14 protein-coding genes are annotated in these 12,363 nt (G+C 62.3%); 6 read left to right on the top strand and 8 right to left on the bottom strand.

What is annotated here, in order from left to right; all coding sequences use genetic code 11:
• Positions 1-2: 2 nt before the first annotated feature.
• The 5 genes from ctlX to MUN80_RS14110 form a co-directional block, all read right to left on the bottom strand.
• On the bottom strand, positions 3-920 hold the full coding sequence (gene ctlX, locus MUN80_RS14130) for a citrulline utilization hydrolase CtlX (protein ID WP_244713917.1): 918 nt from the start codon (positions 918-920) through the stop codon (positions 3-5).
• 412 nt (positions 921-1,332) lie between these two features.
• A complete protein-coding gene (locus MUN80_RS14125) occupies positions 1,333-2,169 on the bottom strand; it encodes a phosphatase PAP2 family protein (RefSeq protein WP_244713915.1) in 837 nt (278 codons plus the stop codon).
• 141 nt (positions 2,170-2,310) lie between these two features.
• The gene (locus MUN80_RS14120) at positions 2,311-2,742 is read right to left on the bottom strand and encodes a hypothetical protein (RefSeq protein WP_244713913.1); all 432 of its coding nucleotides are present in this window, start codon (positions 2,740-2,742) and stop codon (positions 2,311-2,313) included.
• Between the two features lie 120 nt (positions 2,743-2,862).
• Complete coding sequence (locus MUN80_RS14115) at positions 2,863-3,309, bottom strand: hypothetical protein (protein WP_244713911.1); 447 nt, start codon at positions 3,307-3,309, stop codon at positions 2,863-2,865.
• A 36-nt stretch (positions 3,310-3,345) separates the two neighbouring features.
• Positions 3,346-3,609: a hypothetical protein gene (locus MUN80_RS14110; protein ID WP_244713909.1), complete on the bottom strand. Its 264-nt coding sequence runs from the start codon at positions 3,607-3,609 to the stop codon at positions 3,346-3,348.
• Between the two features lie 132 nt (positions 3,610-3,741).
• Between MUN80_RS14110 and MUN80_RS14105 the strand changes: the two genes are divergently transcribed.
• On the top strand, positions 3,742-4,842 hold the full coding sequence (locus tag MUN80_RS14105) for a mechanosensitive ion channel family protein (protein ID WP_244713907.1): 1,101 nt from the start codon (positions 3,742-3,744) through the stop codon (positions 4,840-4,842).
• Between the two features lie 7 nt (positions 4,843-4,849).
• Here the strand turns inward: MUN80_RS14105 and MUN80_RS14100 are convergent, their stop codons facing one another.
• Positions 4,850-5,263: a hypothetical protein gene (locus MUN80_RS14100; protein ID WP_244713905.1), complete on the bottom strand. Its 414-nt coding sequence runs from the start codon at positions 5,261-5,263 to the stop codon at positions 4,850-4,852.
• 77 nt (positions 5,264-5,340) lie between these two features.
• Positions 5,341-6,000 (bottom strand): hypothetical protein, encoded by a 660-nt coding sequence (locus MUN80_RS14095; protein ID WP_244713903.1) that lies wholly within the window; start codon positions 5,998-6,000, stop codon positions 5,341-5,343.
• A 258-nt stretch (positions 6,001-6,258) separates the two neighbouring features.
• Here MUN80_RS14095 and MUN80_RS14090 point away from each other — a divergent pair, with 258 nt between their 5' ends.
• Positions 6,259-7,026 (top strand): hypothetical protein, encoded by a 768-nt coding sequence (locus MUN80_RS14090; RefSeq protein ID WP_244713901.1) that lies wholly within the window; start codon positions 6,259-6,261, stop codon positions 7,024-7,026.
• 20 nt (positions 7,027-7,046) lie between these two features.
• On the opposite strand, the gene MUN80_RS14085 is transcribed toward MUN80_RS14090, so the two are convergent.
• The gene (locus MUN80_RS14085) at positions 7,047-7,565 is read right to left on the bottom strand and encodes a GrpB family protein (protein WP_311136294.1); all 519 of its coding nucleotides are present in this window, start codon (positions 7,563-7,565) and stop codon (positions 7,047-7,049) included.
• A 248-nt stretch (positions 7,566-7,813) separates the two neighbouring features.
• On the opposite strand from MUN80_RS14085, the gene MUN80_RS14080 reads away from it, so the two are divergent.
• From MUN80_RS14080 to MUN80_RS14065, 4 genes are all read left to right on the top strand, one after another.
• Positions 7,814-8,398 carry a hypothetical protein gene (locus MUN80_RS14080; RefSeq protein ID WP_244713899.1) on the top strand — a complete coding sequence of 195 codons (585 nt, stop codon included), beginning with the start codon at positions 7,814-7,816 and terminating at the stop codon, positions 8,396-8,398.
• 47 nt (positions 8,399-8,445) lie between these two features.
• A complete protein-coding gene (locus tag MUN80_RS14075) occupies positions 8,446-9,390 on the top strand; it encodes an NmrA family NAD(P)-binding protein (protein WP_244713896.1) in 945 nt (314 codons plus the stop codon).
• A gap of 536 nt (positions 9,391-9,926) precedes the next feature.
• Positions 9,927-11,414, top strand: a complete 1,488-nt coding sequence (locus tag MUN80_RS14070) for an NADP-dependent isocitrate dehydrogenase (protein ID WP_244713893.1) — start codon at positions 9,927-9,929, stop codon at positions 11,412-11,414.
• Positions 11,415-11,498: 84 nt separating this feature from the next.
• Positions 11,499-12,173, top strand: a complete 675-nt coding sequence (locus tag MUN80_RS14065; RefSeq protein ID WP_244713890.1) for a TetR/AcrR family transcriptional regulator — start codon at positions 11,499-11,501, stop codon at positions 12,171-12,173.
• The last annotated feature ends 190 nt before the right edge of the window (positions 12,174-12,363 follow it).

The following is a 12,363-nucleotide window of genomic DNA, read 5'->3' as shown; positions in this document are numbered from 1 at the left end:
GGCTAGCGGCGGCAGGAATATTTCGGCCAGCATGCAGCGGGCACTTCCACCCCGATGGTTTCAATGGTGGGAATGGCCAGCGGCAACAGGTCGCAATGCTGGCTAAGCCGGGCGCGTTGCTCGGGCATCAGCGCGTCGTAGGCACTCTGCGACAACACTAGCAGCTCGGGGCCGGTGGCGGGTTGTACCGTGAGCATATTGCCGGCAAATCGGGCCACCTGGGCCAGGGAAATGGCCACAATATCGTGCCCGGTCGTGGTCAAGGATTCGATTACGCGGGCCTGCTCGGTAGCATCCGTAATGCTTTCCAGGCAGATAACGGCAAACCGGGCCCCCACGCACAGCATCACGTTGGTGTGGTAAATCAGGTGGCCCAGGGCATCGAAGGCGTGGAAAGCTACCGGTTCGTAGCCCAGGCGGGTGGCTACCTCCTCGAACAGCCCGGCATCGGTGCGCGCCGAAATACCGGCGTAGGCCCGGCGGTGCACATGGTCGAAGATGATGCTGCCGGTACCTTCCAAAAACCGTCCCTGCTGCTCGTGGTGCGACAAATCTACGATTTCGGAAAGCACAAACTGCTGCCCCAGCCGCTCCAGAATCTCGGGGCGACGCTCGGCGCGGCGGTTGGGGGCGCACATGGGGTAAAGCAGCACGCGGCCGTCGGGGTGAAACGTGCCCCAATTGTTGGGAAACACGGCATCGGGCTTGGCCGGCGCGGGCGTATCGTCTTCCACCAGCACCCGCACGCCCCGGTTCCGCAGCGTAGCCACCGCGTTGTCGAACTCGGCAAAGGCCTGCTGCTGCACCTGCCCGGCGCTGAGCCCGGTCAGGGTTTGCTGGAAATGGTTGGACTCGGCTGTTTCGGCATTGAAGGCGAAGCTGGCGGGCCGCACGAGCAGCACAGTAGAGGCAGATTGCATAAGCGGCGCGGGCTGGGTAGTAAGCACGTAATTCTGGCAAATATGCGTTGAATACGGCGCTTATACTACCCGCCCAGCGCCCAAAAGCCGGAACCGGAGCAGAACGGCTCTAGTCCCGGTTTGGGAAGCAGTGGTTGGGTTACCGAGAAGAAAGCCGCCAGTAGCAATGGCGCTGCTTGTAGCCTTACTGCCAGCGGGACGGCAGCCACAACAGGCTCGCCGGCAGGATCAGGCCCACCGACCAGGTCGACAGCCTGTACCCGAAACGAGCGGCAAAACAGCAACCTCGGGCGCGGCAGCAGCGGCAAAATGACCATCAATGTATAGAGAACTGTAACCCACTCTTCTATTCGCTGTTGCAGCCTCCGCCAGCCTTCAGCGTATAGTGAAAGGGTGGGAAGCCAGGGTCGGGCTAGAGCTGCTTGGTCAGGCGCAGACCACCGTAGGAATAGCCGTTCACGTTTACGCCCTGTAGGGGCGTTACTGAGAGGCCGCGGCCACTGGTTGTTTTGTGCAGCTGGGGTACCAGTACGCCCACCGTGGCGCCCACGGCGTAGCCCACCAGGTTGTCGGAGAGGAAGTGCTTGCCGGCCTCCATGCGGTAGTAGGCCACCACGGCAGGCACTACGGCGGCGGCTCCCCACACGTAGGGCTGAGCAGGCGAGTTGGGGTTGAAATCGTGGAATACCTTGGCCGCGAAAAAGGTAGCGGTGGCCGTGTGGGCGGTGTGGCCGGCAAAAAAGGAATTGGTAGAAATCTTGCTGCTCCGCTCCCGGTCAGTGCCTTCCGAGCCGTAAAGGAAGGGCCGGTAGCGGTACACGTTGCCCACGGTGGAGGTAAAAATGGCCGAGCTGGTAGCCATGGTTTCCAGGTAAAGCACCATTACCTGCCCGTACTTGCCCCGGATGTCGGGGTTGAGGGCCAGCAGGCCGGGGGCCGCTGCCAGGGAGCCATAGCAGAAAATGTCACTGGCCGTCTGGGCCTTCTCACTATAGTTACCGGCCACAAACCGGTCGAACTTCGGAACGTCGTTTCGGTTGAGAGCCGCCAGCTCGGCTTCGTTCAGACCGTTCTTTTGCTGCACCCGGTACAGGCCAAACGCGTTGACAGCCCCCAGACCCAGAATCACGGGCGCATCGACGGCGAAACGGGTGTGGTAGGGGGACGAGGAATTGTGCTGGGCGGTGACAACGGGCGTAGCGGCCAGGCTGAGCGCCCCGGCGAGCAGCAAGGAGGAAACGAGCTTCATACTGGTGATAGTAGGGAGAATGAGGCTGAAACGGGGAACTCCTGCGCAAGGTTGACAGCTCGGCTGTAGTCACATATACCCCTCTCACTATCAACCAAATTCTTCACCACCAACTCTACTCCACCACTTCGTTCTTTTCTGCTACAGTTCATGAACCCTGCCAACCAGACAGGCGCGAAGCCAGGCCTGGGCCGCGGGCAGATTATCGAACAGCTCAATCTGGAACCGGCCATTGACCCGCTCGCGCAGGGCCGCCGCCGACTCCTGGGAAAACGCGTCGGGATTGTCGAGGTGGGCCCAGAACTTGAGGCCGGTTTGTACGGCGTACGGTATCCACTCGCGCTCCAGCCAGTCGAGGGAAGCATTCCAGCCGCCCACCAGGTGGCGGTTGTCGTTGAGCACGGCGACGCAGCGCTGCCGCTGCATCTGGTCGAGGTAAGCCCGGGCGCCTTTGAGCACATTGCCGCTAGTGGGGTAGCCTACCCAGTCGGCATAAATCCAGGGTCCTTCGGCTTGGTAATGTATTTCCAGGAACAGCTTACCAACGGATGAATACAATTCTTCGAGAAACATACGCGGGCAAAGAAAGCTACACTAAAACAGGTGGCGGATAACCGGCTACGGCTGAGCTTTGTTTGCCCCGCAACACATTTATGTTCCTATTTGGGGCCGCTTCTCCCTTACCCTTAAGGCCTAATGCTCTACGTGGGTCTCCAGCTGAATCCAGGGACGGGCGGCTTGCAGGAGCTCGTCGCCGGTGAAGGTAAACGAAGTACCCGGGCCCGGCCCAGTGTCGATGCGGGTGGTATAAAGCGTCGTCCAGAGGGATTTTTCCGCCCGAAACGGCCCCAGCGCTGCCCACGGAATCAGCAGGGGTACGTGCCCGATACGGAACGGGAAACCCGTGCTTAGCCCTAGTCCCTGCGTCGTTACCATAGCTTGCAGCGTGCCCTGGTAGCGGACCAGCCCCAGGTGCGCGAAGCCGACGCGAACCCGGGTGCCGGCGGGCAGCGCGGCCACGGCGAAGTGCCGGGCCAGGGGTTGCCAGGCCAGCAGGGAAATCAGCTTCACGACCAGGCACCATATCCCGACGAAGCCGGCAACACATAGCGGAGCCAGCGGTAGCAGCGAGTACTTCATGCTAGTGCTTACGCGTCTTAAGGCGCAAAGTCTGGTTCAACAGGCCGCTCCCCGCCGGTACTCGCGGTGGGCAATACCGCCCGGGGCACTGCGCATTACCTGCTTGGCCAGCAGCGTCAGGCTCTCATCGTGGCCGGCGGCCAGCTCCTGGGTAAAAGCCGCCACCTCGGCCGCAGTGAGCAGCAAGCTCATCTCGTACCAGGCGCTGGTGCCGCACACGACTTGCAGGTAATAGCGGCCGCTGGGCTCGTCCTGCAGCAAATCGTACATCCAGGGCTGGTTGCGGTAGAGCAGCGTCATCTTGTGTTGTGCGCGGTAGGAATTCGGTCAAAGTTAGGCAAAGCCGCGCGGGCCGGCGTCAACCTTTCCGCGGGTCGGCCGGTACACTGCGGGTACGTTTGCCGGCGGCTTTCTGATCCGGCAGCAGCTTTTATGAGAGAACAAGCCGAACATCTGCTTTCCCACTTTCCCGAAATTTTCACCGGCCTGGGCATTTTGCTCGGCGGCCTGCTCATCGGGCTGGTGCTCAAGTACGCCGTATTCAGCGTGCTGCGGGCCTTTGGGCGGCGCGAAGACACAACCCTGGCCCGCTCAGTAGCCAAGCACCTAAACCAGGCCAGCACCTGGTTTTTCCCGGTACTGGCCATTTCGCTGGTGTTGCCCCTGGTGCCGCTGCCGCCCAAGCCCTTCGAGGTGCTACGCCGCCTTGTGGAAGTGGCCTTGGTACTGACCTTCGCCTGGGGCCTGATCAAAACCGTGGACGTGCTGCAGGACCTGGTGCAGCAGCGCTACCGCCTGGAAGGCGCCGACAACCTGCGGGTACGCAAACTCTTCACGCAGTTGCAGTTCGTCAAGAAGCTGGTCGTGTCGCTGATTGCCTTCGTGGCCGTGGGCCTGGTGTTGATGAGCTTCGAAACAGTGCGCCGCCTGGGCACGGGCCTGCTCACCTCGGCCGGTATTGCCAGCGTCATTGTGGGCTTTGCTGCCCAGCGCTCCATCAGCAACCTGCTAGCCGGCTTCCAGATTGCCTTCACCCAGCCCATCCGCATCGACGACGTGCTGGTGGTGGAAGGCGAATGGGGCCGGGTCGAGGAAATTACCTTTACCTACGTGGTGCTCAGCATCTGGGACGAGCGGCGCCTGGTGCTGCCGCTCAACTATTTCATCGAAAAGCCCTTCCAGAACTGGACTCGAACCAGTGCCCGCCTCACCGGAGCCGTGCACCTGCAAACCGACTACACCGTGCCCGTTGATGCGCTGCGCGCCGAGCTGCGCCGGATTCTGGAAGTCCACCCGCTCTGGGATAAGCGCGTGTGCGTGCTGCACGTCACCGATGCCAAGGAGCGCACCCTGGAGCTGCGGGCCTTGGTCAGCGCCGCCAGCGCGGGCGACGTCTGGGAGCTGCGCTGCGCCGTGCGCGAGCAGCTTATTACATTCTTGCAGCGTGAGTACCCCGGCAGCCTGCCCCGCACCCGCGCCGTAGTGGAGCCGGATGGCCACCGGCCCGAAGTAGGGATAAGCCTGCCGGGATAGGCGGGGGTTAACCACCCAGCCCCAGCTTCGGCTCAAAGACCACCTTCCCATTTCGGTAGTAGCTCGCCCCAAAAAAAGTGCTTAGATCTTCGCTGCCCACAATGGCGTAGGCCGGCTTTTTATCGTTTTGGTGGTCAATTGCCAGGATGGCTACGCTTTCGGCCGGCCATTGCACCAGCCCGTCCAGCAACTCCCGCACACCTTTCATTTCGATGCCGTTACAGTCTGCGTGATAGGAAAACCGCAACCGAAACACGTGCTCGAACTGAACCCGGTTCACGACGGTCTGCCGCAGGGTAAAATGTGCGGGATGAGTTAGATAATCCGTGAAATGCCGGGCATAGTCTCCCGCTTGCAGGAAAGTGCTGACCACTGCCCGCAGCTCAGCCTCCGGCCTGACGATTTCGATATGGGACTTCATGGTACAGAGAAAAATTTGCGTTTTTCAGCCGGTTGCTACTACCTCCAAGGTACAACAGTCACCATTGGAGCCAGCGCTTAGCGCAACGCGTCCTTGCGCATCCAGCCCCGGGTAGTTACTTTTTCCCAGTTGGTAAAGGTGACATACACGGCCTGGCCCTGCTCCTGGCCCAGATTTACTTTGTCGCCCTGCTCACAGTAGGCCCGGCGGGGCGTCAGCAGGTCGGGCGAGTTGTAGAAGTACGAGCGGGCCACGCGCACCACGGCCGTACGGGCGCCGCTGGCACGAGTTCCCGTCTCGAAGCCAGGCGCTGGGGTTTCCGGCGTTTCTGCCGGAGCACTGGGCCGTGCGGGGGGCCGCTGCACGGCACTGCTGGTAGCCAGGCGGCTTACTTCTTCCTGTTTCAGCCAGCCGGTTATGGTAGCCCCGGCCGGATTTACAAACTGGGTGCGAACAAAGCCGTTGCCTTCCATCTGCCCGTAGAGCACGTCGCCGCGGCGCAGGTACTGGCCCGTGGGCTTGGTTTGGCGGGGCGAATCGTAGAAGTAGGCCGTTTCGGCCCGTACCCGGTAGCGGCTGCCTGTGACGGGCGCGGGTGGTGAGGTTTCGACGCTGGGAGGGCTGCTGGGGGCTTGCGGGGCAGCGGCCGGTTGGTCTACGCGCAACTCGGAATCCTGCCGCCGGGCCGGCTCGTCGGCGCACGCGCATAGGGTGCCGACAACGGCCGCAGCTAGCACCCAGCAGAGAGCTTGTGGCCCAGGCTGCGGGGAGCTTTTTGCTTTGGTGGCTCCAGGAAATTGCTTGCTCATCATCGCGCATGGTGGGCCCGGCCCGTGGGTGTACGTTGCTGGGTACGCATTTTGGCGGAGGCAGGCCGGCTTTTGCCGCCCAGCAAACGGAGTAGGTGTAGGCAGGCAGCACATCCTGGGCCGAAGTCCGGGCAGCCGGTATATTTACCGCTACCGTAGCGCGTGGCACGGCCTGACTTTTCCTCTATGCGTAACTTCCTGGCAACTCTGACTGCCGTTACCCTGCTGGTTCTACTCATCTTTACCGGCCTGCACCTGCTCCACATGAGTACGGGCACGCTGGTCGACTGGATAATTGGCATTGGTATCTTTTGGTGGCTGGCCGCAGTAGTGGTGCTGCCCTGGAACACCCATTTTGCCGCCCAGGATGTGCTGGAAGAGGCCCGCCAGTCGCGTGAGAAGGGCATTGCCGTCAGTGAGGAAACCGTTGGGTTTGCCCAACGCCTGGCCCGGCGCTTTCTGTGGCTGGCCATTGCCCTACACTTGCTGTCGGCCCTGACGCTGTACCTGCTGGCGTACTACCAACTCACGGTGGTGGGCTACGCCGCCTCCGCCGCGGCGTTGCTGCTTACCTTTGCCCGGCCCGCGCAACGGGCCTACGAGCACCTGAGCCGCCGCCTCCAGGCCATGACGCGCCATATTCACTACCCCCGGGAAGATGTGGTGGAGCTGCGTACCCGGATCCAGGACCTGGAAGCGCAGCTTGGGGAAGTACGGGCGGCCCTCAATGTAGCGCAGCCCGGCTCCTGGGCCCATGACCAGGCGCAGGGCCAGGCCACCCTGCGCCTGCAGCTCGACCGGCTCGATGGCCGCCTGGAGGAACTCACCCGCCAAAATAGCCGTGACCACGAGGCGTTGGCCCGCCAAATTGCCACCGATATTGCCCGCCTCTCCGAAGACGCTCAGTTTTTAAATCAGGTGCGGGAGCTGATCCGCTTTTTCAAAAGCGCCTAGCTGCCTCTTACGCGCCCATCTTACTCGGGCTGTGGCAACTGCCAACCCACTTTTTCGGCCCACAGCTCGGCGGCTTGGTAGAGCAAATGAAATACGGGCTCCTTTAGAAATAAATCCCCCTCGATACTGGTCGGGAAAAGCTGGGCGGCCCGCTGCTTGAGCAGCTCATACTCCTGCCGGGCCGGGGCGTGGGCGCGCAGGTAGTCGCGGCAGAGCAGGGCGTAGCGCGCGTTGAAGCGGCCCGCTCCCCGAACGTGCAGGTGCAACCGCCGCTCCCCGGCCGGCTCCCGCAGGTAGAGCTTGCGCAGCTCCGGCGAATCAGAGGGCAGCGGATGAAAAATGTCATACTGCCAGTCCTCGCCGCGGCGGAAGCCCACCCGGCGCAGTGCTGCCAGCCAGCCGCTGGCCTGGGCCAGCGTAGCGACAGTCAGCTGCACGTCGATGACGTCCTTGGCACTCAGGCCGGGCACGGCCGTCGAACCGATATGGTCGATACGCGCTAGGCCAGAACCCGCCGCGGCCCGCAGGCGGGCGGCCAGCCGCTGCTATTCCTCGGCCCAGGCCAGGCAGTACGACTCCAGCACCACGGGTCGGGACTCAGGGAAGAAAGCAGGCAATGACATAGCAGAAAGCAGGTAGCAGCGCGAAAATAGCATGTCCGGTCCATCCTCACCCGGAGCCCGAGACCTTCCATGCTACCCACCCACACGACTTTTCCGACCCCACCCCGGGAAGCTGCGTATGGAGGAGTTCAACAAGGCGCACCTTGCCTTCCCCACGGCCGGTCATGAAAACTCTTTTGCCCATCTTCTCCCTACTGCTCGGCGGGTGTGGCACCTGCCAGGAAGTGACGTTGTCGGCCGACGAACGGGCCTGGTTTGCCAACTACACAGAGGGTAGCCGACTTACGTTCCGCAGCAACCAGGGCCGCACGGCCACCGCCACGGTGCTGCCCCGGCAGGAGTGGCATGAAAACACGAATTGCAACAAGCTGGAAGCCGGGTCCTACCAACCCATTTTCAGTCAGCTCGTGCTGCGGCCCGCTGCCCCCTACGATGCCCAGCACCGCGACTTTGTGGTGAACATCCGTAAGCACAATCCCAAGCGCGCCGGCTGGCTTACGCTCAACCTAGCCGGCCTGGAGTGCGCCACTGCCGCCCGGTCCGGCGTCCCTTTAGCCCAGCTCGTACGCCAGGCCTGCACCTTGAGCACGACCGGCAAAACCTACCCGGCAGCCTATGTTTTTCGCCTGGGCCAGAACGCCACCCAACGCGGCACCGGGCCCGTGCGCGCCTTTTACTGGGACAAGCAGGACGGCCTGATTCGCTACGAGCTGGCCGGGGGCGAGATCTTTGAGCTGACGGCCCGCTAACCCTGGCGGCTGTTTGCGGTTACTTAGTGCATTCACCTTCTGAACTCATGGATTCCACCACTACTGCACCTTCTTCCGACTCGTCTGCTGCTTCGGCAGCTCCCATCGTACTGGCCGGCGCCACCGGGGCCCTGGGCTTGCTGATTGCCCACGCCCTACGCCAGCGTGGTGCCACAGTGCGGGCCCTGGTGCGCCCCTTGGCTACCACCGGCGCCGAAGCCACCTCCCTGCGCCTGCAGGGCGTGGAAGTGCTGGCCGTGGAATATGATGACGCCGCGGCCCTGACCCGGGCCTGCCAGGGCGCTACGTGCGTTGTTTCGGCTCTCTCGGGGCTGCGGGAGGTGATTGTGGATGCCCAAACCCGCCTGCTTGACGCAGCCGTGGCAGCCGGCGTACCGCGCTTTATTCCCTCCGACTACTCCGCCGACTTCACCCGCCTACCCGAGGGCTCCAACCGCAATTTCGACCTGCGCCGCGAGTTTGCCCGCCGCCTCGACCAGGCTCCCATCCAGGCTACTTCGGTGCTCAACGGCATGTTTACGGACCTGCTTAAGGGCCAGGCGCCGGTTATCCTCACCGGGCCGCGCCGGGTGCTGTACTGGGGCAGCCCCGACCAGCCCCTGGACTTCACCACGATGGTCAACACGGCCGAGTTTGCGGCCGCCGCGGCCCTGGACCCGACCACGCCCCGCTACCTGCGCGTGGCCGGCGAAGTAGCCAGCATCCGCGGGCTGCAGGCGGCGGCTCAGGCGGCCACGGGCCAGGAGTTTAAGTTGTTGCGGGCCGGCGGCCTGGGCGTGCTAGCGGGCCTGATTAAGGTGACCAAAACGGTGGCGCCGGCCCAGAATGAGGTATTTCCGCCCTGGCAGGGCATGCAATACCTGCACAACATGCTCAGCGGCCAGGCCAAACTGACCGAGCCCCTGGACAACGACCGGTACCCGGAAATCCGGTGGACCAAGGTGCGCGAGGTGCTGGCCGGCCGCGACTAGCGCAGCGTACGTATTTGTGCTGCACTTACGAGCCGTAGCGGGAGGAAGCAGCCTGGCTAAACCAACTGCTGAAAGTACACGCGGCAATCGCGCCAGCAGTTCTAGACTGCTGGCGCGATTGGCTTTAGCCAGCCGCCGCAGGTCCGCTGTCAATGGCATTTTGAGGACCTGAACTCTGGCAGCCATGGCTTAGCGAATGCCTCTGGTGCATTCCCCCTTTCCTGGCCTTGAGGGCTTAGGAGTTACAGGTGTGCCCAAACGTAGCTACTGCAGCGAGCAACTGCTTATAAGACGACGGCCCCCTGCTCCCATGCGTCGGCACGGGGGCTTTGCTGCCTGCAAGCCAGTCGTACCAGACCCAATACCCCATCTGCCGAAACCAACCGGCACCACTATCCTACGGTTGTCAGCAACTGGGAAAATATTTTTACAATCTTTTATGATAGTAAAACTATCAATATAGAAAGTATCTGTATGTTTGCAGCGTTGAGCCGGGTTGGCTCAACGCTGCAAACATCCTTAACTGTCTTTTGCTCATGCAGTCACCTATTCCCATTACAGTAGCTACCGGCGACGGTATCGGCCCGGAAATCATGACGCAAACCCTGCGCGTACTCGAAGCCGCAGGGGCAGCGCTGCAGCCCGAGTTTATCGATGTTGGTGAGCAGGTGTACCGAGCCGGTCATAGTTCGGGCATTCATCCGGCGGCCTGGGAATCGTTGCGGCGCACCCGGGTGCTCCTCAAGGCGCCCATCACCACGCCGCTGGGCGGAGGCTATAAAAGCCTGAACGTAACCTTGCGCAAAACCCTGGGCCTCTACGCCAACGTGCGGCCCTGCCGCTCGCTGCATCCGGCCGTAGCCACCCGCCACCCGAAACTGGACGTGGTCATCATCCGCGAAAACGAGGAAGATCTGTACGCCGGCATCGAGCACCAGCAAACCCCCGACGTGGTGCAGTGCCTGAAGCTGGTGTCGCGGCCGGGGTGCGAGAAAATCGTGCGCTACGCCTTTGAGTACTGCCGCCAGCACGGCCGCCGCCGGCTTACCTGCATGACCAAGGACAACATCATGAAGCTGACCGATGGCCTGTTTCACCGGGTGTTCGAGGAAATTGGCCAGGAGTACCCCGAGGTGGAGCAGGACCACCAGATTATCGACATTGGCACGGCCCGGCTGGCCGATACGCCCGAGCGCTACGACGTGGTGGTGACCATGAACCTCTACGGCGACATCCTCTCCGACGTGGTAGCCCAGCTGACGGGCTCGGTAGGCTTGGCCGGCTCGGCCAACATCGGCGACAGTGGAGCCCTGTTCGAGGCCATCCACGGCTCAGCCCCCGACATTGCGGGCCGGAACGTGGCCAACCCCTCGGGCTTGTTGCAGGCGGCCGTGTTGATGCTGGGCCACCTGGGCCAGCACGATATAGCGGCCCGTATCCACAACGCCTGGCTGCGCACGCTGGAAGATGGCCTGCACCCGGCCGACATCTTCCACCCCGAAACCAGCCAGCGGAAAGTCAGTACCGCAGAATTTGCCGACGCAGTGATTGCGCGCCTGGGCCAGGAGCCGCAGCAGCTGGCCGCTGTGCCCGTGCGGGAAATTGAGGCGCCGAAGGCACCGGTTCTCAGTCCCGTGCCTCTGTACGGCAAAGCCCCCGTGCGGCAGCAGTTGGTGGGCATGGATATCTTCCTGCGCTGGGACGGGAAACAGGCCGCCAAGCTGGGCCCGCAGCTCGAACGCCTCACCGGCTCGCGCACGAAGCTCAAGCTCATCACCAACCGCGGCGTAAAAGTTTATCCCGACGGCCACCCCGAAACCTTTTGTACCGACCACTGGCGCTGCCGCTTCGTAGCCACTGATGCCCTGGTAGGCAGCTCCCAGCTGGAATTTACCCCCGTGCCCTACCTGGACGTGCTGTTCCTGCTACACCGCTTGGCCGATTTCAACTTCTACGTCATCAAAACCGAGCACCTGTATCTGATGGACGGGCGACGGGCCTTTTCATTAGGTCAAGGAGAGTAAACCTTGTGGTACGGGCCACGACAGGTGCAGCAAAGAAAGCAAAACTATCATCTTTGGGAGTGCAACCCTTCTTCACCTGACCGTATGAACCCGCAACTCCGCATCGAGCTGAACGAAAAACTCTACCTGCGCGACCCGCAAGGCACGGACTTGGGCCGCCGCCTAGTGGCTGAAAGCGTGCTGCTGATTGACGAAATCGGTTTTGAGCAATTTACCTTCAAGAAGCTGGCCCAGCGGATGGAGTCCACGGAGGCCTCGCTCTACCGGTATTTCGAGAATAAGCACCGGCTGCTGGTGTATCTGGTAAGCTGGTACTGGGCCTGGTTGCGCTACCAGATTCGGTTTCACACCCACAACGTGCCCGACGCCCGGGAGCGGCTGCGCCTGATTCTGGGCATTCTCACCCGGGCCTACCAAGACGACCCGGCAACCAGCCAGCTCGACGAGGCCGCCCTCTACCGCATCGTGGTGCACGAGGCCTCCAAGTCTTACCTCACCCGCGACGTGGACGACGACAACCGCGAAGGGCTGTTTCGGGAATACAAGCAGCTGGCAGCCGGCATTGTGGCCGTAGTGCAGGAAATCAACCCCACCTATGCCTACCCGCACGCGCTGGTCAGCACCCTGCTGGAGTCGTCGCGCAAGCAGCTGTTTTTCGCCCAGCACCTGCCCTCCCTAACCGATGCGCCGGCCCGCGAGGCAGCCAGCAATACGATCTACGCCTTTCTGGAGCAGCTCGCTTTTGCTTCTCTGGCTTAGGCGGCATGCAGCCCGCCGCTGCCCTAGCGCGGGCAGTACGTCATTGGGGGTTGTGAGCAGCGAGGCGCGGAGGTCCTTCCTAGTAGTGGTTATGGCTTTTAGCATACCGGGGGTAGGCTGCTGGTCGGCGGCCTGCCGGTGGTGAAGCTGGTTGATGTAACCGAATGCATATAGTAGCCCCTGTTTACCC

Origin of the sequence: Hymenobacter cellulosivorans (assembly GCF_022919135.1) — a bacterium.
In the GTDB taxonomy this organism is placed as follows: domain Bacteria; phylum Bacteroidota; class Bacteroidia; order Cytophagales; family Hymenobacteraceae; genus Hymenobacter; species Hymenobacter cellulosivorans.
The sequence above is the reverse complement of the archived record's forward strand: the minus strand, read 5'-3'. Positions and strand labels throughout refer to the sequence as shown.